Origin of the sequence: Rhodococcus sp. R1101 (assembly GCF_000278445.1) — a bacterium.
GTDB lineage: Bacteria > Actinomycetota > Actinomycetes > Mycobacteriales > Mycobacteriaceae > Rhodococcus > Rhodococcus gordoniae.
In genome coordinates, this window is the sequence record NZ_AJVB01000024.1 from 1 (window position 1) to 20,990 (window position 20,990).

Consider the following 20,990-nt stretch of genomic DNA (forward strand, 5'->3'; position numbering starts at 1 on the left):
CGACACGGTGACGGTGACGCTGCTCGGCGGCACCCTGCCGGAGATGCAGGACCGCATGTGCGTCATGGTCGCCGTCGTCGGCACCCTCGACGTCCCCTTGCGGTCGCCGCTCGGCGACCGGGTCGTGACGGCCGACGCCTGACGCATGCCGCTTCCTCCGCGTCACTGGCTGCTGTACCTGTGCCTGTCCACCGCTCTGCTGCACGCGGCGTTCCAGTCGATCCGTGTGCTGGTCTCCTACCGGATCCTCGCGCTGGGTGGTGACGCCGCGACCATCGGTGCCGTCACCGCCCTCTACGCGCTCGTCCCCCTGGTGGCGGCGGTACTGATGGGACGCGCCGTGGATCGTGGCCACGCGACCGCCGTTCTCCGTTCGGGCATCGTCGTCACGACGGTCGGCGCCGGGTCGATCGCTCTCAGTTCGGGACTGATCGTGCTGGCCCTCGGCAATATCGTGCTCGGACTCGGACAACTGCTCGTCACGGTGTCCGGGCAGGCGTTCGTGTCGATCCTGTCGCCGCCGGGCGAACTGGATCGCGGATTCGCCGGCATCACATTGGGCGTGTCGGTCGGGCAGGCCGTCGGTGTGCCGGTGGCCGGCGCGATCGCCGCGACCTCCGGCGACGGGAGCGGATCCGTCGAGACCACGGGTGCGTTGCTGGTGATGACGGTGGTCTCGCTGCTCGCTCTGCCGTTGGTACTGGGTCTGCGCGAACCACCCGGATCGGGACGCACCGCGGAGGACGGCGCACCCCAGTCGATCCTGTCGATGCTCGCGACGAAGGGCATGAAGCCGGCGATGCTGTCGAGCCTGGTGGTCCTCGCGTCCGTCGACCTCGTCGTCGCCTATCTCCCGCTGCTCGGTGAGCAGTTCGGGTTCGGTGTGCTCCTGGTGACGATCCTGCTCACCGCCCGCACCGTGGCCTCCATCCTCGCGCGCGCCCTGTTGCCGTGGGCGCTGCGGCACATTCCGCGCACGTGGCTCCTCGTCTCCGCGACCGCGGGCACCGTCGTGCCGGTCGCGCTGATACCGCTCGTGCCGAATCCGTGGGTCATCGGCGCGCTGCTCGCCGTGTGCGGAATGTTCTGGGGTGTCGGCCAGCCGCTCACGATGACGTGGGTGGTCGGACTCGTCGCACCGTCCGACCGCGCGTCGGCGCTGGCGGTGCGGTTGACGGGTAATCGTCTCGGGCAGGTCGCGGTGCCTCTTGCCGCCGGGGCCGTCGCCGGGATCGCCGGCGTCGCGTCGGTGTTCTGGGTGACCGCGATACTGTTGTCCGTCGCCGCGACCACCACGTGGACGTTCGCGCGTACCTCGAACGACTAGGACCTTCGGCGGGCGCGGACGTAGTCGGCGACGACCGCCGCCCCGAGCCCGTCGACGTCGGGCGCGACCACACGCCCCCCGACGCGCCGGGCCAGCACGTCGACGACGCGTGCGAGTCCGGGGTCGCTGCCGAGCCGGAAGATCGTCACCTGGGCACCGAGCCGCGCGACGTGGTCGAGTTCGCGCACCGTCAACCCGAGGGTGCGCGAACTCGGTGGGTAGTCGAAGGCCGCGAAGCCGTCCGCTTCGAGATGGGCGGTGGGTTCACCGTCGGTGACGACGAAGACCACCGGCTGCGCGTGGGGATGACGACGCAGATGACGACCCGCGAGCATCAGGGCATGGTGCAGATTGGTGCCCTGCTCGTACACCCCGTCGAGTCCGGCCAGTTCGGACGCCGACACCACGCGAGCGTGACGGCCGAACGCGATGAGCTGCAACGCATCCCCGCGGAATCGGGTGGACACCAGATGGTTCAGCGCCAGCGCGGTGCGTTTCATCGGCACCCAGCGACCGTCCATGACCATCGAGAACGATGTGTCGACGAGCAGCGCGACCGCCGCCTGCGTCCGCTGTTCGGTCTCGATCACCTCGACGTCCTGCACCGACATCCGCACCGGCAGCCCGGGACTGCGCAGGGTGGCGTTGGTGAGGGTGCGTACGACGTCCCATGGTTCGGTGTCGCCGAACTCCCACACCTTCGACGCGCCCGTCGGTTCACCGAGCACACCCGCCCGGCGCGACTCGCGTTGCCCGGTACGCGACGAGATGCGGTCGACGACGTCGCGCAGCGCCGCCTCGCCGAGACTGCGCATCGCCTTGGGTGACAGGCGCCACTGCCCGTCGGCACCCCGGTCGAAGAAGCCCTGCCGCTGCAGTTCCTTCTCGAGTTCGGCGAGGGTGCGTGCATCGGCCACGGCCTCCGGTCCGAGGTGACGGGCGAGCGCGTCGAGGTCGATGTCGTCGAGCGACGCCCCGGCGTACTGCTGCGACAGCTGCTCGGCGAGCTGGTCGAGTTCGGACAATTCCTGTAGAGCCGCGGTGGCCTCGCCGAGACCCATGCCCTGTTCGCCGCGCACCCGTTCCGAACCCGTCCAGTCCTCCCCGGGGCGTGCGGCACGCAGGTGACCGTCGAGACGGTCGAGCTGGTTCGTCAGCGACGGGGACCCGAAGGCCTGCTGTGCGAGAGCGTCGAGTTCGTCGCGCTGTTCGGGGGTGAGCGAGTTGCGCAACCGCTGCGCCGCCGCCGCGCGCTGCGCGAGGGAATCGAGCAGTTCCTCCACGTTCTGCGGATTCTCGGGGAAGAACTCCCCGTGCTCGGCCATGAATTGCTCGAAGTCCTCGTCGGTGTCCTCGCCGCGCGCATGCTTGTCGAGCAGGTCGTTGAGGTCGTTCAGCATGTCGGTGATGCGCTGCCGGTCGGCTTCGGTGGCACCTTCGAGTGCCTGCTTCATCCCGGCGAACCGCTGGTCGAGCATCTCCCGCCCGAGCAGGTCGCGGATCTTCTCGTAGTCCTGCCGGGCCTGCGCGCTGCGCCAGTCGTAGTCGGTGAGTTCCTGCACCGCCTGCGCCGTCGACGGCGGCAGTTCCTCGATCCGCATCTCGGCGAACCGCGCGTCGTCGTCGAGGGCCCGGGCCAGTTCTTTGCGTTCCTCGAGCACGGCGCGATCGAGAAGCTCGCGCACCTCCTGGAGGGTGCCGTCGAGGTTGGTGCGGTCGAGCAGCTGCCGTCGGCGCCGATTCGCCTGCGCGGCAAGCTTGTCGAGGCCACGCATACCCTCGTGACCGCGGCGCAGCAACTCCCGCAGGGCGCGCTTCGGTGACGCGCCCGCCATGACGTCGTCGCCGATCGCGGCGAGTGCGTCGCGCAGGTCCACCGGCGGGGCGAGCGGATCGCCCCCGGCATACGGACCGTAGCGGGCGGACCTGCTCATCGGGAGTACACCGCCGAGCCGTCGTCGCCGGTGTCCTTGGCGATCCGTCGCGCCAGATACAACCCTTCGAGGGCGAGTTCCACTGCTGCAGCGCGACTTCCGGTGTCGGTGGCGCCGAGCCGTTCGGCGACGGCATCGAGCACAGGCAGTTCGGGGAGTTCGTCGAGCAGCACCTTCGCGGTGATCCGCTCACCGGTGACCACCGGCTCGCCCTGTTCGACGGCGGCGACCAGCGGCCCGAGATCGACGCCCGCGAGTCGCGAACGGGCCGTTTCGGCCGTCGCGCGCCGGAGGAGATGATCGAGGATCTCGAATTCCCTTCCTTCCTCGCCGGATTCGAACTCGACCTTGCCTCGGAGCACCTCCACGACGGTGCCGAGGTCGACGGGACGCGCGACCGGATCGTCCTCGCCGAGGACCGCACCGCGATGCAGGGCCGCAGCCGAGACGGTCTCGGCGCCGGCGACGGCGAACCGTGCAGAGACACCCGACCGCTGGTCGACGGACGTCGATTCGCGCAGCAGCCGGGTGAACCGTGCCAGGATCTCGAGCAGATAGTCGGGGACGCGGGCCTGCAGGTGCGCCTCCTGCTCGATGACGGCGATCTCGTCCTCGAGTCGCGTCGGATAGTGCGTGCGGATCTCCGCTCCGAAGCGGTCCTTGAGCGGAGTGATGATGCGGCCGCGATTCGTGTAGTCCTCGGGGTTCGCACTCGCCACGAGCAACACGTCGAGGGGCAGGCGCAACGTGTAACCGCGGACCTGGATGTCGCGTTCCTCCATGACGTTGAGCAGCGACACCTGGATGCGTTCGGCCAGGTCGGGCAGTTCGTTGACGGCGACGATGCCGCGGTGCGTGCGGGGCACGAGACCGAAGTGGATCGTCTCGGGATCACCGAGGCTGCGGCCCTCGGCGACCTTCACGGGGTCGACGTCGCCGACGAGGTCGGCGACCGAGGTGTCGGGGGTCGCGAGCTTCTCGGCGTACCGCTCGCTGCGGTGCCGCCACGCGACGGGCAGGTCGTCGCCGAGTTCGGCGGCCCGGCGGATCGACGCCGGGGTGATGGGCTCGTAGGGATGCTCGCCGAGCTCCGAACCGGCGACGACCGGGGTCCATTCGTCGAGCAGCAGCGGCAGGGTGCGTAGCAGGCGGGTCTTGCCCTGACCGCGTTCGCCGAGCAGGACCACGTCGTGACCGGCGATGAGGGCGCGTTCGAGCTGCGGGACGACGGTGTCCTCGAAACCGAGGATGCCGGGCCACGGATCGGTACCGTCGCGCAGCGCGGCGAGCAGGTTGTGCCGGATCTCGTCCTTGACGGATCGTTGCACGTGGCCGGAGGCGCGGAGCTCGCCGACCGTGGAGGGGCGCGGTGTGGGTGACGTCACCTCACCCAAGGTACGACCGAACCGTCGTTTCGGCATCCGTGATCCCCATGGCCCGGCCACCTACACTCGCCGCATGGACACCTGGATCCTGGCGGCCCTGCTCGGGCTGGGACTCGCCGCCGCCACCGGGCTGCGTACCTTCCTGCCACTGCTGCTCCTGTCCGCCGCGGTGCACTTCGAGCTCTTCGGTGTCGTCCTCAACGAATCCATGCAGTGGCTCGGGTCCACCTCGGCGCTCGTCGCCCTGGCGATCGCCACCGTCGTGGAGGTCGTCGCCGATCTCGTACCGCTCGTGGACAACGCCCTGTCCGCCGTCGGCACGGTCACTCGGCCGATCGCGGGTGCACTCGCGGCGTGGGCGGCCTTCGCGAGCCTCGATCCCGCGACGGCGGCGCTCGCCGGCATCGTCATCGGCGCCCCGACCGCCCTGGCGGTGAGCACGGCGCAGACGGGTACGCGGGTCGCGAGCACCGCGACCACAGCGGGTTTCGGCAATCCGGTGCTGTCGATCGTGGAGAGCGTCACCTCGTTCGTCACGTCGCTGATCTCGCTGCTCGCTCCCCTGCTCGTCGTCCCGCTCCTGGCCCTGTTCGGATGGCTCGGTGTACGGGGTTACCGCCGGGTGCGCCGGGCCCGTGCGACACGCACGAAGCCGACGGCACACCCGGGCGCCCTCGATACGGGTCGACCCGGCGGTTTCTGATAGACACATGACATGTCGGACACCGAGATCACCTTTTCCAGCGGCGACGTCACCCTGCACGGCAGTGTGCGGGTACCCGTCTCCATGAGAGGTCCGGTGCCCGGCGTCCTGCTGCTCGCAGGCAGCGGCCCCACCGACCGTAACGGCGACAGCGCGCTGCTCCCGGGATCGATCGGCACGCTGCGCCACCTCGCCGACGTGCTCGAACGCCACGGTTTCGCGAGCCTGCGATACGACAAGCTCGGCAGCGGCACGACCGGCCTCGGCCCGTACAGCGTGGAGGACGTCGCCGATCTCGGCTTCTCGACGTTCATCGACGCCGCCTCCGACGCACTCGCTTTTCTCGGCTCCCAGCGCGGAGTCGACGCGCAGCGTCTCTACGTCGTCGGGCACAGCGAAGGCGCGCTCATCGCGCTGTCGCTCGCACAGGACAACGACACCATCGCCGGCCTGGGCCTGCTCGAACCACTCGCCGTGCGCTTGCTCGACCTGCTGACCGCGCAGATCGACGCGCAGCTCGACGCCGTGGTCGCCGCCGGCCAGCTACCGATTCAGATCGCCGACGAACTGCGGGTCGCGCTGACGGGGGCGGTCGAGTCGCTGCGCGCCGACGGAACGCTCAGCGACGCCCTGCCCGAGCCGCTGCGCAACGCCGGTCTCGTGCCGACGAACGCGAAGGCGCTCGCCGAAGAGGACTCGCTCGACCCGCGGATGCTCGCCGCGCAGGTCGCCGGCGACCTGCCGGTACTGACCAGCGTCTCCACGAAGGACATCCAGGTGCGCGTCGAGGACGTCGACGCCCTCGACGCGGCCCTCGTGCACACCCGCCTGACGTCGCTGCGGATGACGCACACCAACCACGCACTCAAGGACATCGGCGACCAGGAGTCCACGGGCGCCGACTACATCGCGGATCTGCCCTATTCGGAGGAGTTCACCTCGGGCTTCGAGGCGTGGCTCGACAAGCTCGAGGACTGATCATCGGCGACGACGCGAAATAACAAATGTCCATTCCGCGTTGTTCGTGTATGGTCTTCCGTTAACCCACTGGTTCACACGAGAAAGGTACGGTCCGATGCGATACAAGCAGATGTACGTAGCCGGGTGTTCCGTACCGTTCTCGCACCTTTTCTTCCACTTCGCGGCGGAGCGATCCCGAGAATAGAAGTCGGACGACGACTCGTTCTCGGGCACTCGGGGCACATGGCCCCGGGTGCCCTTTCTTTATCCCCGGCTCTTCATCCCGACCGCGACCCGTACAAGATCACCTCGACAGGAGAAACACCATGAAACTGCGAATCGAATCCGGCGGCACCGTGTCGACCGAACTGCCCGACGACCTCACCGGTCACGCCATCACCATCGACCTGAGCCGGGTCGGCGGCACCGAGAGCGGCGCCGCATCGGCGGATCTCATCCGTGAGCTGCTCGACCGTGGCGCGGCCAAGCTCGTCATCTCCGACGGCCGCGGCAAGCGCACCGTCGAACCCACCGCACACGACAACGGCACCCACGCGCACGCCGCCTGAGCGACGGTGCGCGCGGGTGCCGCGCGTGGTGTGTTCGAAACTAGTGCGCGAAGTGCCGCGCGCCCGTGAGGTACAGGGTCACGCCCGCCTCGCGAGCAGCCTCGATGACCTCGTTGTCGCGCACCGAGCCGCCCGGCTGCACGATCGCCTTCACGCCGGCCTCGGTGAGCACCTGCAGGCCGTCGGCGAACGGGAAGAAGGCATCCGACGCGGCCACCGACCCGGCGACCCGCTCACCCGCGCGGGTCACGGCGAGACGCGCCGAGTCGACACGGTTGACCTGACCCATACCGACACCGACGGTCGCGCCGCCCGAGGCCAGCAGGATCGCGTTGGACTTCACGGCACGACATGCGCGCCAAGCGAATTCGAGGTCGCGCAGCGTGGCCTCGTCCGCGGCCTCACCGCACGCGAGCTGCCAGTTCGCAGTGGAGTCGCCGTCCGCGGTGAGCACGTCGCGTTCCTGCAGGAGCAGACCACCGGAGATCTGACGGATCTCGACCGGTGCCGACTGCGGCGAATCGGCGCGCAGGATGCGGATGTTCTTCTTGCGGGAGAGCACGTCGACGGCACCGTCGGCGTACGACGGGGCGATGATCACCTCGGTGAAGATCTCGGCGACCTGCTCGGCCATCTCGACGCTCACCTCACGGTTCGCGGCGATGACGCCGCCGAAGGCCGAGACCGGATCGCACTCGTGCGCGTTGCGGTGCGCGGTGGCGATGTCGTCGGCGATCGCGATGCCACACGGGTTGGCGTGCTTGATGATCGCGACGCACGGCTCGCTGTGGTCGTGCGCGGCGCGCCAGGCGGCGTCGGCGTCCTGATAGTTGTTGTAGGACATTTCCTTGCCGTGGAACTGCTCGGCCTGCGCGAGCCCCGGCTCGCCGGCCTCGTTCACGTACAGCGCCGCAGCCTGGTGCGGATTCTCGCCGTAGCGAAGGACATTCGCGCGGATCCAGGTCGCGCCGGTCCACGCCGGGAACTGCGACTCGTCGTTCTCGGGAGTCGCGTAGCCGCTGTTCATCCAGCTCGCCACCGCCACGTCGTAGGCGGCGGTGTGCTGGAAGGCCTGCGCGGCAAGGCGCTTGCGCTCCTCGAGGGTGAAACCGCCGCCCTCGACGGCGGCGAGCACGTCACCGTAGGCAGCCGGGTCGACGACCACCGCGACGGACGGATGGTTCTTCGCCGCGGCACGGACCATCGACGGGCCGCCGATGTCGATCTGCTCGACGCACTCGTCGGGGCTCGCACCCGAGGCGACCGTCTGGGTGAACGGGTAGAGGTTCACGACGACGAGCTCGAACGCCTCGATGCCGAGATCGGCGATCTGGTCGAGGTGGTCCTGCTTGCGGGTGTCGGCGAGGATGCCGGCATGCACGCGCGGGTGCAGGGTCTTCACCCGGCCTTCGAGGCACTCGGGGAAACCGGTCAGTTCCTCGACCTTCGTCACCGGCACGCCTGCGTCGGCGATGGTCTTTGCCGTGGAGCCGGTCGAGACCAGCTCGACTCCTGCCGCGTGGAGCCCTGTCGCCAGCTCCACCAGCCCGCTCTTGTCGTACACGCTGACCAGCGCGCGGCGCACAGTCTTACGTTCGGTCACCGGGGATCACGGCCTTTCGTCCATCGGAAACAACTCCACGGGTGGCGACGGCGGCGACCACCTCGGCAAGCAACCGTCGCTCCACAACCTTGATGCGCTCGTGCAGGGTGTCCTCGTCGTCATCGTCGAGCACCTGCACCGCTTCCTGCGCGAGAATGGGCCCGGTGTCGATGCCTCCGTCGACGAGGTGCACCGTCGAACCGGTGACTTTGACGCCGTAGGCCAAGGCGTCGGCGACGGCGTGCGCGCCGGGGAACGACGGCAGCAGCGCGGGATGCGTGTTGATGATGCGACCGGCGAACCGGTCCAGGAACACCGGGCCCAGGATCTTCATGAAGCCCGCGGACACCACGAGATCGGGTTCGTGGGCGGCGACCGCGTCGGTCAGCGCTCGGTCCCATGCGGCACGGTCCTCGAAGTCGCGCAGTGCGACGCGGAACGACCGGATCTCCTCGTCGGCCGCGTGCCCTTCCGCGGGGCACTCGCGATCGACACCCACGGCGACGACTGTTGCGGGATATCCGTCTGTCCGAGTGGCCTCGAGCAACGAACGCAGCAGGCTGCCCGTACCCGAGGCGAGGACGACGAGCCGCGCCGGCGCGGTGGGCGGCAGCTGGTCACGCGAGGCAGTCAGGGTCCACTCCTGTGAAGTCGAGGTGGGTCGGCCGATCGACCGGCCGTAGGAGAGCCTAGTCGGCGCCCTTGTCGGCCTTGTTCGCGACCTCCTCGTCGGGCTCGTCCTCCTCGACGATCTCGACGACCTCGGCGTCGATGACGCCCTCCGAATCCGTATCGGCGGCACCGTCCGAGTCCGGGCCGGTGTCGCTCTCCGAGACCGGCTCGTCGTCCGCCTCGGATGCACTGTCCTCGGCAGTGTCGCCGTCCTCGTCGGCCGCCGTGTCCTCGGCGGCAGGAGCCTCGGTCGCAGGAGCCTCGAGTGCAGGAGTGTCGGCTTCGGACGACTGAAGCTCTGCGTCGACGTCATCCGCGTCCGCCGCGTCGTCCGCGTCCGCGTCGTCCGTGTCGTCCCCATCCGCTACGTCCGCTGTGCTCTCCGCGGTCTCCTCGTCGACCGCGGCGTCGGCCCGCAGCGCGGCCGCGGCCAGCCGCCCTTCGCGCCACATCAGCAGCTGGGCCGTGATGATGCCGAGCAGCCCCGACCACGCGAAGACGAGGATTCCGGCGAGCCACCAGTTGGCACCGACCACGCCGAAGACTCCGAGCGAGCCACCCGCGACCCAGGTCGCCAGCGCCGTGACGAGTCCGGCTCCCGCTGCGGCGGCGAGTACCGTCCATGCCGCGTCGGCGCTGCCGACCGGAACACCGTCGGCTTTCGCCTGCAGGGTCCGCTGGGCGGCGAAGCGGCCGAGCAGCGCACCGATCGTCGCCGGAACGGCCAGCAGCACCGGCCAGAACGCCGCGGCCGGGCCGGAAGGGACCGCCGCGAGCACCGGCAGGGCCGGGAGGTCACCACCCGTCGCCTCGAACAGGCTCAGGTGGATGTCGCCGAAGTGCACGGTGCTGCCGGCGAGAACGGCGGCGGCTCCGATGACGACGTTGGGCAGATACAGGATCGACATCACCGTCAGACCCAGCACGCCGGTCCAGTGGTCACCGCGTGCCAGCAGTTCGCCGACGACGTTCCACGACCACAGGAGCCCTGCCACGACCGCGACTCCACCGGCCGCGAACATCCCGAGCAGCACCCGCAGCGCCGGACGGAACGCCAGCACGAGCCAGTCGGGCGCCGAGTAGTACCGCACCACCGGCTTCCACACTCGGGACCCGATACCGATGAGCGCCGCGAGGAGGTAGATGCCGGTGACCCATGCCAGGGCGGCTGCGGCGTTCGGTGGCGTCACCGGCAGCACGCTCGCCGCGTCCTGGAGCACGATCAGCGACGCGGCGGTCACCAGGAGCGGGCCCGCGAGGGTTGCGACGGTGATGCGGGAGACGTCCTGCCGGTCGAGGGCGTAGCCGCTGTTCTCGACGATCGCGTCGGCCGCCGATGCGCATCCGCGTGCGGCCTGCCAGAGCAGGATCGCCGTGGGCAGCAGCGGCAGCACGCCGAGGGACGTGCCGTCGATCGTGAGCGTCACCTGGTGCAGCGCGAGCCACGTTCCGGCGATCGCGGCGTAGATACCGGTGAGGTCGCTGTTGGCGACGACCATCGTCGTCACCACGATCGTGGCCACGACGGCGAGCGTCACCGCCGGAACACGGGCCGCGGTACCGAGCAGGATGCGGAACCGCTCCGGGTCCAGGTGGTCGTCGTCGGGTGGAACGTGCCGGGTCGACCGGCCGAGCGTCGAAGTCATCGGGTCGAGAGTGTCACCGTCGCGGCGATCGTGGTGTCAGGCGCGCCGCTCACCGCTGGTCGTCCGGGGCGCGGAAGGCCTGCGTGGCGTCCTGGTCGCCGGTCGCGGAGGTGCCGGTCTCCTCGCGATGGTCCGTGCCCGTGGTGTGGGTCCCGGACTCGGTCCGGTCGGCCGGGGCGTCGGTGCGATCGGTCGATTCCGGCGTCGCGGGCGACTCCTGCACGGGGTACTGCTGTGTCGGCTGCGCGGCCGTGTACTGCTGTCCACCGGCGTACTGCTGCGCGCCCGAATAGGGCTGAGCGCCGTACTGCTGGGCACCGGGATACTGCGCTCCCCCGCCGTACTGCTGGCCACCCGGGAACTGCTGCCCTCCGCCGTACTGCTGCGACCCCGGATACTGCTGCGACCCGCCGTACTGCTGGGCACCGGAGTACTCCCCCGACGACCCCTGTTGCCCTGGATACGCCTGATGCCCCGGATGAGGCGCCTCGAACTGGGACTGCCCCCCGGCGACTCCCGGCTGCTGGGAGCCGTAACCCTGCGGCTGTCCGTAGCCCTGGGGTCCGTATCCCTGGGGCGCACCGAAGCCCTGCTGCTGAGCGGATCCCGGAGCACCACCCGATCCCGGGTACTGCCCGGCGGCCTGCTGCGATCCGAACGAGCCGCGGCCACCCGACCGCCCCGACACGAGGATGCCGAGACCGAACAGCAACGCCACGAGCGCCAGTGCGAACTGCAGGAAACCGAGAACGAGGATCGTCACACCACCCCACGCGATTCCGGTGTCCTCGGGTAGGTGGAACAGCTGGAACAGCGACGTGACGAAACCGACGCCCGAGGCCGCGACGGCCACGGCACGCAGATCCTGGCCGGGCAACAGCGACAGTGCGGCGCTCACACCACCGAAGAGCAGGAAGGCCAGGGGCACGACGGCGAAGCCGAAATCGAAGGAGGTGAGCGCCACCTGGGAGCCGAAGGTGATGTTCACGAACGGGGTGAGGCCGAGCAGGAAGTTCACGGCACCGAGCACGGCCACTGCGAGTGGCAGCAGCAACGGCACCACCTTGCTCTGGGCGGATGCGCCTGCGGGGAATGTCATCGATTCTCCTGCCGTCGGTCGGTGTGTGTCGGTTGCTCGTCCTGCAGTTACCAGCCTAGGGACTACCCGAGAGAATGGGGCCCATGCCGCACACTCTCGCCCCGGGTCCCGATGTCGTGGTCGAGACGGAGGTCAAGCACTCGCGCTTTCTTGCCGCGGTTCGCCGTGTCGACACGGCCGACGCCGCGCTCGCCTTCGTCGACGAACAACGCCGACTGTATCCCGATGCCCGACACCACTGCTGGGCGTTCGTGGTGGGCGACGACCGGTCGATGCGCGCGGAGCGGTCGAGCGACGACGGCGAACCGGGCGGCACCGCCGGAATACCGATGCTGCAGGTCCTCCATCACCGGGATCTCGTGAACGTCGCGGTGGTGGTGACCCGGTGGTTCGGTGGGATCAAGCTCGGCGCCGGCGGTCTGGTGCGCGCGTACTCGGGCGCGGTCACCGCGGCGCTGGACGAGACTTCCCTCGTCGAGCGCCGGCAGCAGGAGAAGTTCACCCTCGCGATCGATCACGCCGAGGCGGGTCGCGTGGAGGCGGAACTGCGGGGACGGGGGGTCGCGGTGCTCGACGTCGCCTATGCGGACAGGGTGGTCCTCACTGTCGCGGGGCGCGAGCGCGGTGAACTGGAGGGCTGGGTGGCATCGCTGACGTCCGGTGCGGCCGAACTCGAACCCGCGGGTGTCGACTGGATCGACGCCTGAAACGCCCGTGCGCGTTTCCGGTAGCAACAGCTACCGGAAACGCGCACGGACGGCGAAGCTGCTTACAGCGACTGCAGGATCTCGCGAGCGAGCGCAGCGGTCTCGGACGGCGTCTTGCCGACCTTCACGCCTGCCGCCTCGAGAGCGTCCTTCTTGGCCTGAGCGGTTCCCGAGGAGCCCGAGACGATGGCGCCGGCGTGGCCCATGGTCTTGCCCTCGGGGGCGGTGAAGCCCGCGACGTAGCCGACGACCGGCTTGGTCACGTTGGCCTTGATGTAATCGGCCGCGCGCTCCTCGGCGTCGCCGCCGATCTCGCCGATCATGACGATGACCTTGGTCTCCGGGTCCTTCTCGAACGCCTCGATGGCGTCGATGTGGGTGGTGCCGATGACCGGGTCGCCGCCGATGCCGATGGCGGTGGAGAAGCCGTACTCGCGCAGCTCGTACATCATCTGGTAGGTCAGGGTTCCCGACTTGGACACGAGACCGACCGGGCCCTTGCCGGCGATGTTCGCCGGGGTGATGCCGACGAGCGCCTCACCCGGGGTGATGATGCCGGGGCAGTTGGGGCCGATGATGCGGGTCTTGTTGCCCTTCTCGACGTTGTAGGCCCACGCGTACGCGGAGTCCTGCACGGGGATGCCCTCGGTGATGACCACGAGCAGCGGGATCTCCGCGTCGATGGCCTCGACGATGGCGTCCTTCGAGAAGGCCGGGGGGACGAACGCGATCGAGACGTCGGCGCCGGTCTCCTTGATGGCCTCGGCGACGGAGCCGAAGACGGGGAGCTCGACCGGGTTGCCGTCCTTGTCGGTGTGCGAGACCGTGGTGCCGGCCTTGCGGGCGTTCACGCCGCCGACGACCTGGGTGCCGGCCTTGAGCATGAGCGCGGTGTGCTTGGTGCCCTCGCCGCCGGTGATGCCCTGGACGATGACCTTGGAATCCTTGGTAAGGAAGATTGCCATTGTTCTGTGTGTCCCTTTACTTCGCTGCGAAGGCGAGTTCGGCCGCCTTGTCGGCAGCCTCGTCCATGGTGGCGACGACGGTGACCAGCGGGTGGTTGGCCTCGTCGAGGATGCGGCGACCCTCGTCGACGTTGTTGCCGTCGAGGCGGACGACCAGCGGCTTGTTGGCCTCGTCGCCGAGGATCTCGAGGGCCTTGACGATGCCGTTCGCGACCGCGTCGCACGCGGTGATGCCACCGAAGACGTTGACGAACACGCTCTTGACCTGAGCGTCGTTCAGGATCACGTCGAGACCGGCAGCCATGACGGCTGCGGACGCGCCGCCGCCGATGTCGAGGAAGTTGGCGGGCTTGACGCCGCCGTGCTTCTCGCCTGCGTAGGCGACGACGTCGAGGGTCGACATGACCAGACCGGCGCCGTTACCGATGATGCCGACCTCGCCGTCGAGCTTGACGTAGTTGAGGTCGTTCTCCTTGGCCTTGAGCTCGAGGGGATCGGTGGCGTCCTTGTCCTCGAACTCGGCGTGGCCGGGCTGACGGAAGTCGGCGTTGGCGTCGAGGGTGACCTTGCCGTCGAGGGCGAGGATCTGGTCGTCCGGGGTGCGGACGAGGGGGTTGACCTCCACGAGGAGAGCGTCTTCCTTGACGAAGACCTCCCACAGCTTCTGGATGGTCACGGCTGCGGCGTCGAGCACCTCGGCGGGCAGGTGGCCCTTCTCGGCGATCTCGCGCGCGAAGGCCAGGTCGACACCCTTGACGGCGTCGACGGGCACCTTGGCGAGGCGCTCCGGCTTGGTGGCGGCGACCTCTTCGATCTCCATGCCGCCCTCGACCGAGCACATGGCCAGGTAGGTGCGGTTGGTGCGGTCGAGCAGGAAGGAGATGTAGTACTCCTCCGCGATGTCGCTGGCCTCGGCGACCAGGAGCTTCTTGACGATGTGACCCTTGATGTCGAGGCCGAGGATGTTCTCGGCGTGGGTCTGCGCGTCGTCTGCGGTGGCGGCGTACTTCACGCCACCGGCCTTGCCGCGGCCGCCGACCTTGACCTGGGCCTTGACCATCACCGGCTTGCCGATTTCCTCCGCGATCTCGCGGGCACCGGCGACAGTGTCGGTAACACGGCCGGCCGACGTCGGCACGTCATGCTTGGCGAAGAGTTCCTTCGCCTGATATTCGAAGAGATCCATCTGCTCACCGTCTCGTCTGCGTTCACGCCCGCTCCGGGGTATCGAGCGGGTCGTTTCGGACTCTAGTTTCTCGGCCGGGCCGCGGATCACGCGCGGCAGTCCCATGTGGTACAGGTCACGCGCGCGTCGGTTCCGGGAACGACTTCGCAGTTCCCCTCCCGAAACGTGGCCGACGCCACGATCGAGTGGAGCACTCGGTTCAGAATGACAGGTGGCCACTTCCCCATCGGCACCGGATCCCGCCTGCCGGGCGCACAACGAACTCGTGACATGTCGCAGAACAGTGTTTGAGCCCCGCTCGGCTGGCCCATGTCCCAATTTGCCCTGGTTTGAACTGTGATGCCACTCACATAACGTCTGCTGGACGAACTACGGCTTGCCACCCCCGCGATCGCTTCGTTACCGTCGCCTGGTCGAAGTAACGATGAGGTCACGAACGGAGGATGGCATGCGCTCTGGCAGTCCGAGTGCCGGCAGCCGAACCCGCCGTCCCGAATCGGCCCCCGACGACTGGAATCCCTGGGAAGCCGCCACGCTGGATTTCCGGAACACCGGCCCCGGTCCCGAGGCGACCTACTACTCCGATTCCCACGGCCACGCCGACCGCTTCTCGCGTGATCACTCCGAGAACAGCGACGTCACCGCTCCCGCTTCCCGCGGTGGAGCCCATCGACTTCCCACTCCCCCCACCGCCCTCAAAGGCCGCGCCGCCGTCTTCGCGGTCGCTGCCGGTGCCGTTGTGGCAGCCGGCCAGGCCGCAGCCAACGGCGGTCCGGGGCAGAGCACGGGACACTCCGAGGTCGCTCTCGCCGCCGGTGAAGCAGATTCGTCGGTCATCACCGCCACCGCCGTGCCCCAGGCCGCGCAGTTCGCACCGAGCGCCGACGCCGAGCCGTCGCAGGCTCCGCAGGTGCTCAACATCGCCGATCCGAACGATCTGTCGCAGTTCTCGAATCTCCTGGCCAAGGGTCAGCGGTTCAGCGAGGAACGCGCTGCGCGCGAGGCCGCCGCCCGCCGCCCGCTGTTCGTGCTTCCCGCCGTGGGTTCGTTCACCTCGCACTTCGGTGCCCGCTGGGGCACGCTCCACGCCGGCATCGACATCGCCGGCCCCATCGGCACCCCGATCCTCGCGGTCGCCGACGGGGAGGTCATCGATTCCGGTCCGGCCTCCGGATTCGGCATGTGGATCCGGCTCCTCCACGCCGACGGCACCGTCACCGTGTACGGGCACATCGACCAGTCGCTCGTCAGCGTGGGTCAGCGGGTCATGGCCGGCGACCAGATCGCCACCATGGGCAATCGCGGCTTCTCCACCGGCCCGCACCTGCACTTCGAGGTGCACCTCAACGGCGTCGACAAGATCGACCCGCTTCCGTGGCTCGCCACACGCGGCATCTCGCTCGGCCCCGACCGCGACTGATTGCCGACCGCAGCGGGAGCAGACGGCCGAAAAGCAAGGCCGGAGAGCCCTAGAGCTTCACCATCGGCACACCGCCGACCAGCATCAGCCGCACCTTGCCGGCACTACCGAAATCGATCACGACGGTGCCCGTGGGCCCCGACCCGCGGGTTTCGAGAACCGTTCCCAGACCGTACTTGTCGTGACTGACGCGATCGCCGACGTCGAGCACCAAGTGGTTGTTGCGTCCGCGCGCCGCACCGAAACTCGGGGTGCCCGACGAACCTCGCCCCTCGACCGCACCGAAGCGTGAACCCGTGCCCGAACCGATCGCCTGCCCGCGCGCGGGTGTGGACTCGAGGCGTCGCCAGTCGATGAGATGCTGCGGAATCTCCTGCAGGAAACGGGATTCCGGATTGGTGAGCGGCTGCCCCCAGGACGAGCGCAATACGGCCCGCGAGAGGTAGAGACGACGTCTGGCCCGGGTGAGACCCACATACGCGAGACGTCGTTCCTCGGACAGCTCGGCCGGATCTCCGAGGGCACGCATGTGCGGGAACTGGCCGTCCTCCCAGCCGGTGACGAAGACGACCGGGAACTCGAGACCCTTCGCGGTGTGCAGCGTCATCAGCGTGACGACGCCGGCCTCGTTCTCGGGGATCTGGTCGGCGTCGGCGACGAGCGAGACCTTCTCGAGGAACGCTGCGAGTGATCCCGGTTCGGGATCGCCCTCCTCGCTTTCGTCGTCGACGATCCCGGCCGCGTTGCGAACGTCGGCACTGAATTCCCTTGCCACGCTGACAAGTTCGTGAAGGTTGTCGAGACGGGCGCCGTCCTGGGGATCGTCGCTCGCCGACAACTCGGCGCTGTATCCGGTGCGTTCGAGGATCGCATCGACCACATCGCCGATGTCGACCATGTCGTTGCCGTCGGCGTCGCTCGCGACCAGCATCGCCCGCAGGCCGTCCATCATCTCGACGAATCCGGCGATCGCCTTCTGCGCCCGCGTGTTCAGCAGCGCGACCTTGCCGGCAGCGGCGTCGGTGAGTGCCTGCCCGAAACTCACACCGAGGCGCTCGGCGTGGACCGCCACACACGCCTCGGCACGATCACCGATACCGCGACGAGGGGTGTTGAGAATGCGCCGCAGGCTCACCGTGTCGTCCGGATTGTCGAGCACCTTCAGGTACGCGACGATGTCGCGCACCTCCTTGCGCTCGTAGAACCGCACACCGCCGACGACCTTGTAGGGCACCCCGTGCCGGATGAAGACGTCCTCGAACGCACGGGAGGCATTGTTGGTGCGGTAGAACACCGCGATGTCGGAATAGGTGGTGTCGCCGCCGTCGACGAGCCGGTCGATCTCGGCTGCGACGAACCGCGCCTCGTCGTGCTCGTTGTCGGCGACGTAACCGGTGATGAGTTCACCCTCGCCCGAATCGGTCCACAACCGCTTCTCGCGGCGACCCGTGTTCTTGGAGATCACGGAATTCGCCGCCGACAGGATGTTCTGGGTGGAGCGGTAGTTCTGTTCGAGCAGGATCGTGCGGGCCTGCGGATAGTCGCGCTCGAACTCCTCGATATTGCGGATCGTGGCGCCGCGGAAGGCGTAGATCGACTGGTCGGCGTCGCCCACCACGCACAATTCGCTCGGGGGAACGGCGGATTCCTCCTCCGGATCGCCCACGAGGGTGCGCACCAGCACGTACTGCGCGTGGTTGGTGTCCTGGTACTCGTCGACGAGCACGTGACGGAACCGGCGCCGGTAGTACTCGGCGACCTGCGGATGTGCCTGCAGCAGCGCCACCGTCTCGCCGATGAGGTCGTCGAAGTCGAAGGCGTTCGCCGTGCGCAGGCGCTGCTGGTAATGCGCGTAGACCCGCGCGACGACGCGGGTGAGTTCGGTGGTCGCCGAATCGGTCTCCGCCTCGTGCGCGGCCTCGTCGGGCCCGATCAGCTCGTTCTTCAGGTTCGAGATCTGCGTGGACAGCAGCCGCGCGGAGTACTTCTTGCTGTCGAGCTCGAGATCCTTCGCGATCATCGTGAGCAGACGACGGGAGTCGTCGGCGTCGTAGATCGTGAAATTCGAATTCATGCCCGTGAGCAGAGCGGCCTGGGCGCGGAGGATCCGGACACAGCTGGAGTGGAAGGTCGAGACCCACATCGCGTTCGCGCGCGGCCCCACCAGGGCCGCCACCCGCTCGCGCATCTCGGCGGCAGCCTTGTTGGTGAACGTGATGGCGAGCACCTGACCGGGGGCGACGTCGCGCTCGGCCAGCAGATAGGCGATGCGTCGCGTGAGCACGGCCGTCTTGCCGGAGCCGGCACCCGCGACGATGAGCAGCGGGGCTCCCTCGTGCGTGACCGCTTCCCGCTGCTGCGGATTGAGCCCTTCGAGAAGAGCATCGGATCCGGGGCGGGAGTGTGCGAGCGCGACGGGAGTGTTCATCGTTTCACCAAACTACCGGACCGCCCGGACAACGGATCCGGACCGCACCGTCGATCAGGGCGAGTGGCAGGGCCGACAGGGTGAGTGGCAAACTGGGGGCCATGTCTTCTGTCCTTTGCAGGCTCGGATCGAGTTCCGGTTGTCGCTGTCGATTCCCGACGGCCGGCCCGACCCGATACCGGTAACAGCCGCTCCCAGACGGGCGATCCTTCAGAGCAGATGCGAGGAGACGACATGAGCACGCACATCGATTCTTCCCTTTCCGGCGAGCCGGCAGAAGCCGACGACGCCGGAGTGCCCACCGAAGCCGAGATCGAGGAGCTCCGCAAGGAGATCGATCGCCTCGACGCCGAGATCCTGGCTGCGGTCAAGCGGCGCACCGAGGTCTCCCGCATGATCGGGCGTACCCGGATGGCATCCGGCGGTACCCGTCTTGTGCACAGCCGCGAGATGAAGGTCCTCGAGCGGTTCAGCGAACTGGGCCAGGAAGGCCACACCCTGGCGATGCTGCTGCTCCGCCTCGGGCGTGGCCGTCTGGGTCACTGACGGCGGGGCCGTCCCGGTCACTGACGGCGGGGCCGTCCCGGTCACTGACGGCGGGGCCGTCCCGGTCACTGATTCCCCACCGCTCTCATTGCAGGGCGATGTACTTGGTCTCGAGAAATTCCTCGATGCCTTCGGTGCCGCCCTCGCGTCCCAGCCCGGAATCCTTGATCCCGCCGAACGGTGCCGCGACGTCCGAGACGACACCGCGGTTCACACCCACGATGCCGGTTTCGAGCGCATGCGACACGCGCAGGGCCCGGTCGAGATCGCGCGTGAAGATGTAGGCGGCGAGCCCGTACCTGGTGTCGTTCGCAGCCGCGAGCGCTTCCTCCTCCGTGTCGAAGCCGGTGACGGCCGCGACCGGTCCGAACACCTCTTCCTTCAGGATGCGTGCCTCGTGCGGCACGTCGTCGAGCACGGTGGCGGGATAGAACCATCCCGGACCGTCCGCGGCCTCACCGCCCAGTCGCACCGAGGCGCCCGCCGATACCGCGTCCTGCACGAGTTCGATCACGGTCTTCTTCTGCTTCTCGTTGACGAGCGGGCCCAGCGTCGCGTCGGGCTCCGTTCCCGGCCCGAGCTTGTACGACGCCATGCGCTCGGTGAGCTTCGCGACGAACTGCTCGCGCACCGAATTGTGGACGTGGAAACGGTTCGCGGCCGTGCAGGCCTCTCCCCCGTTGCGCAGCTTGGCTGCCACCGCACCCTCGACGGCCGCGTCGAGATCGGCGTCCTCGAAGACGACGAACGGCGCGTTGCCACCCAGTTCGAGCGACGTGCGCAGCAGTGATCGACCGGCCTTCTCGGCGAGCGTGCGCCCCACCTCGGTGGAGCCGGTGAAGGTGAGCTTGCGCAACCGGGGATCCTCGAGGAGCGGACCGGTGACCTCACTCGCATGCGAGGACGGCAGCACCGACAGGACGCCGGCGGGCAGTCCTGCCTCGTCGAAGAGTTGTGCGAGCAGCTGGATGGTGAGTGGTGTCTCGGAGGCGGGTTTGACGATGATCGTGCAGCCCGCGGCGAGGGCGGGGCCGATCTTGCGGGTGCCCATCGCGAGCGGGAAGTTCCACGGCGTGATGGCCAGGCAGGGGCCGACGGGTTGTTTGGTCACGAGGACACGCCCGGTGCCGGCCGGGGCGGGTGTGTAGCGACCGGAGATGCGGACGGCCTCCTCGGAGAACCACCGCAGGAACTCGGCCCCGTAGGTCACCTCGGACCGGCTCTCCGGCAGTGCCTTACCCATTTCGAGGGTCATGAGCAGCGCGAAGTCGTCGGCGCGGTCGGTGATCTTCTGCCAGACCGCCCGCAGTAGTTCGGCGCGTTCGCGCGGTGGGGTCGCGGCCCACGCCGGACCGGCCGCGACGGCCGCGTCGAGGGCCCGCACGGCATCACCGGGCCCGGCGTCGGCGACACGCGCGAGTTCTTCGCCGGTCGCGGGATCGTGGACTCCGAAAGTGGCTCCGTTCTCGGCCGCAACCCATTCACCGCCGAGGAACAGGTCGGTGGGGACGGACCGAATCAGTTCTGCAGCATCCATATGCCCCATCATGCGCGCCACAGCCGCTCGCTGCCGGGAACCTCGGGATCCCCGCCTTCACACACCGGGCACACCCCCTCGGGGCGCACTACTGTCGACGACATGAGCGATGTAACCGCAACGGCACCGTGGAAAGCTCTGGAAAACCATCGCGACCGGCTCGAATCGGTGTCACTGCGGCAGTTGTTCACCACCGAACCCGACCGGGTCTCGGCGCTGACGATCCCTGCCGGGGATCTGGTGGTCGACTTCAGCAAACAACGCCTCGACACCCCGGTGCTGCACACCCTGCTCGAACTCGCC

The 20,990-nt window shown here is 68.6% G+C and carries 17 protein-coding genes and 1 pseudogene; 8 read left to right on the plus strand and 10 right to left on the minus strand.

The window, feature by feature from the left end; genetic code table 11:
• Positions 1 to 145: 145 nt before the first annotated feature.
• A complete protein-coding gene (locus R1101_RS0103810) occupies positions 146 to 1,327 on the plus strand; it encodes an MFS transporter (protein WP_016932164.1) in 1,182 nt (393 codons plus the stop codon).
• Here the strand turns inward: R1101_RS0103810 and R1101_RS0103815 are convergent.
• Together R1101_RS0103815 and R1101_RS0103820 are read right to left on the minus strand one after the other, a co-directional pair.
• On the minus strand, positions 1,324 to 3,261 hold the full coding sequence (locus R1101_RS0103815) for a vWA domain-containing protein (RefSeq protein ID WP_016932165.1): 1,938 nt from the start codon (positions 3,259 to 3,261) through the stop codon (positions 1,324 to 1,326). The genes R1101_RS0103810 and R1101_RS0103815 overlap by 4 nt on opposite strands.
• Positions 3,258 to 4,646, minus strand: a complete 1,389-nt coding sequence (locus tag R1101_RS0103820) for a sigma 54-interacting transcriptional regulator (protein WP_016932166.1) — start codon at positions 4,644 to 4,646, stop codon at positions 3,258 to 3,260. Before R1101_RS0103820 ends, R1101_RS0103815 begins: the two co-directional genes overlap by 4 nt.
• Positions 4,647 to 4,719: 73 nt before the next feature.
• Here R1101_RS0103820 and R1101_RS25785 point away from each other — a divergent pair, with 73 nt between their 5' ends.
• The 3 genes from R1101_RS25785 to R1101_RS0103835 all read left to right on the plus strand — a co-directional run bounded on the left by R1101_RS25785 (position 4,720) and on the right by R1101_RS0103835 (position 6,878).
• Entirely contained in the window at positions 4,720 to 5,349 is a 630-nt protein-coding gene (locus tag R1101_RS25785) for a DUF4126 domain-containing protein (RefSeq protein ID WP_016932167.1), read from the plus strand.
• A 12-nt stretch (positions 5,350 to 5,361) separates the two neighbouring features.
• On the plus strand, positions 5,362 to 6,327 hold the full coding sequence (locus R1101_RS0103830; RefSeq protein ID WP_016932168.1) for an alpha/beta hydrolase: 966 nt from the start codon (positions 5,362 to 5,364) through the stop codon (positions 6,325 to 6,327).
• Positions 6,328 to 6,635: 308 nt separating this feature from the next.
• Positions 6,636 to 6,878, plus strand: coding sequence for a hypothetical protein (locus R1101_RS0103835; protein WP_016932169.1), 243 nt, complete (start codon positions 6,636 to 6,638; stop codon positions 6,876 to 6,878).
• Between the two features lie 40 nt (positions 6,879 to 6,918).
• On the opposite strand, the gene purH is transcribed toward R1101_RS0103835, so the two are convergent.
• The 4 genes from purH to R1101_RS0103855 are packed head-to-tail and all read right to left on the minus strand — an operon-like array spanning position 6,919 to position 11,898.
• Positions 6,919 to 8,481, minus strand: coding sequence for a bifunctional phosphoribosylaminoimidazolecarboxamide formyltransferase/IMP cyclohydrolase (purH, locus tag R1101_RS0103840; protein WP_026002846.1), 1,563 nt, complete (start codon positions 8,479 to 8,481; stop codon positions 6,919 to 6,921).
• Entirely contained in the window at positions 8,468 to 9,115 is a 648-nt protein-coding gene (purN, locus tag R1101_RS0103845; RefSeq protein WP_026002847.1) for a phosphoribosylglycinamide formyltransferase, read from the minus strand. The genes purH and purN overlap by 14 nt, the downstream gene beginning before the upstream one ends.
• A 55-nt stretch (positions 9,116 to 9,170) precedes the next feature.
• On the minus strand, positions 9,171 to 10,799 hold the full coding sequence (locus tag R1101_RS0103850) for a cell division protein PerM (protein ID WP_016932172.1): 1,629 nt from the start codon (positions 10,797 to 10,799) through the stop codon (positions 9,171 to 9,173).
• 49 nt (positions 10,800 to 10,848) lie between these two features.
• On the minus strand, positions 10,849 to 11,898 hold the full coding sequence (locus R1101_RS0103855) for a DUF5336 domain-containing protein (RefSeq protein ID WP_016932173.1): 1,050 nt from the start codon (positions 11,896 to 11,898) through the stop codon (positions 10,849 to 10,851).
• 83 nt (positions 11,899 to 11,981) lie between these two features.
• Here R1101_RS0103855 and R1101_RS0103860 point away from each other — a divergent pair, with 83 nt between their 5' ends.
• A complete protein-coding gene (locus R1101_RS0103860; protein ID WP_016932174.1) occupies positions 11,982 to 12,605 on the plus strand; it encodes an IMPACT family protein in 624 nt (207 codons plus the stop codon).
• Positions 12,606 to 12,667: 62 nt separating this feature from the next.
• Here R1101_RS0103860 and sucD read toward each other — a convergent pair whose 3' ends face one another.
• Both sucD and sucC read right to left on the minus strand, forming a co-directional pair.
• Positions 12,668 to 13,570, minus strand: coding sequence for a succinate--CoA ligase subunit alpha (gene sucD / locus R1101_RS0103865; protein WP_016932175.1), 903 nt, complete (start codon positions 13,568 to 13,570; stop codon positions 12,668 to 12,670).
• A gap of 16 nt (positions 13,571 to 13,586) precedes the next feature.
• Entirely contained in the window at positions 13,587 to 14,756 is a 1,170-nt protein-coding gene (sucC, locus tag R1101_RS0103870) for an ADP-forming succinate--CoA ligase subunit beta (protein WP_016932176.1), read from the minus strand.
• Positions 14,757 to 15,204: 448 nt separating this feature from the next.
• Between sucC and R1101_RS0103875 the strand changes: the two genes are divergently transcribed.
• The gene (locus tag R1101_RS0103875; protein WP_016932177.1) at positions 15,205 to 16,176 is read left to right on the plus strand and encodes a M23 family metallopeptidase; all 972 of its coding nucleotides are present in this window, start codon (positions 15,205 to 15,207) and stop codon (positions 16,174 to 16,176) included.
• A 49-nt stretch (positions 16,177 to 16,225) separates the two neighbouring features.
• Here the strand turns inward: R1101_RS0103875 and pcrA are convergent, their stop codons facing one another.
• A complete protein-coding gene (pcrA, locus tag R1101_RS0103880) occupies positions 16,226 to 18,604 on the minus strand; it encodes a DNA helicase PcrA (protein WP_016932178.1) in 2,379 nt (792 codons plus the stop codon).
• A gap of 234 nt (positions 18,605 to 18,838) precedes the next feature.
• Here pcrA and R1101_RS0103885 point away from each other — a divergent pair, with 234 nt between their 5' ends.
• Positions 18,839 to 19,150 carry a chorismate mutase gene (locus tag R1101_RS0103885; protein WP_016932179.1) on the plus strand — a complete coding sequence of 104 codons (312 nt, stop codon included), beginning with the start codon at positions 18,839 to 18,841 and terminating at the stop codon, positions 19,148 to 19,150.
• A gap of 85 nt (positions 19,151 to 19,235) precedes the next feature.
• Here R1101_RS0103885 and R1101_RS0103890 read toward each other — a convergent pair whose 3' ends face one another.
• Positions 19,236 to 20,687: an NAD-dependent succinate-semialdehyde dehydrogenase gene (locus R1101_RS0103890; protein ID WP_016932180.1), complete on the minus strand. Its 1,452-nt coding sequence runs from the start codon at positions 20,685 to 20,687 to the stop codon at positions 19,236 to 19,238.
• Positions 20,688 to 20,789: 102 nt separating this feature from the next.
• Between R1101_RS0103890 and R1101_RS29375 the strand changes: the two are divergent.
• Positions 20,790 to 20,990 (plus strand): annotated as a pseudogene (locus R1101_RS29375) (glucose-6-phosphate isomerase); the annotation flags it as partial.

Excerpts from the sequence above, each read along its gene's own strand:
- R1101_RS0103810 (WP_016932164.1), top strand. The coding sequence starts at position 146 with ATGCCGCTTCCTCCGCGTCACTGGCTGCTGTACCTGTGCCTGTCCACC.
- R1101_RS0103815 (WP_016932165.1), bottom strand. The coding sequence starts at position 3,261 with ATGAGCAGGTCCGCCCGCTACGGTCCGTATGCCGGGGGCGATCCGCTC.
- R1101_RS25785 (WP_016932167.1), top strand. The coding sequence starts at position 4,720 with ATGGACACCTGGATCCTGGCGGCCCTGCTCGGGCTGGGACTCGCCGCC.
- R1101_RS0103830 (WP_016932168.1), top strand. The coding sequence starts at position 5,362 with ATGTCGGACACCGAGATCACCTTTTCCAGCGGCGACGTCACCCTGCAC.
- R1101_RS0103835 (WP_016932169.1), top strand. The coding sequence starts at position 6,636 with ATGAAACTGCGAATCGAATCCGGCGGCACCGTGTCGACCGAACTGCCC.
- R1101_RS0103850 (WP_016932172.1), bottom strand. The coding sequence starts at position 10,799 with ATGACTTCGACGCTCGGCCGGTCGACCCGGCACGTTCCACCCGACGAC.
- R1101_RS0103855 (WP_016932173.1), bottom strand. The coding sequence starts at position 11,898 with ATGACATTCCCCGCAGGCGCATCCGCCCAGAGCAAGGTGGTGCCGTTG.
- R1101_RS0103860 (WP_016932174.1), top strand. The coding sequence starts at position 11,982 with ATGCCGCACACTCTCGCCCCGGGTCCCGATGTCGTGGTCGAGACGGAG.
- sucD (WP_016932175.1), bottom strand. The coding sequence starts at position 13,570 with ATGGCAATCTTCCTTACCAAGGATTCCAAGGTCATCGTCCAGGGCATC.
- sucC (WP_016932176.1), bottom strand. The coding sequence starts at position 14,756 with ATGGATCTCTTCGAATATCAGGCGAAGGAACTCTTCGCCAAGCATGAC.
- R1101_RS0103875 (WP_016932177.1), top strand. The coding sequence starts at position 15,205 with ATGCGCTCTGGCAGTCCGAGTGCCGGCAGCCGAACCCGCCGTCCCGAA.
- pcrA (WP_016932178.1), bottom strand. The coding sequence starts at position 18,604 with ATGAACACTCCCGTCGCGCTCGCACACTCCCGCCCCGGATCCGATGCT.
- R1101_RS0103885 (WP_016932179.1), top strand. The coding sequence starts at position 18,839 with ATGAGCACGCACATCGATTCTTCCCTTTCCGGCGAGCCGGCAGAAGCC.
- R1101_RS0103890 (WP_016932180.1), bottom strand. The coding sequence starts at position 20,687 with ATGGATGCTGCAGAACTGATTCGGTCCGTCCCCACCGACCTGTTCCTC.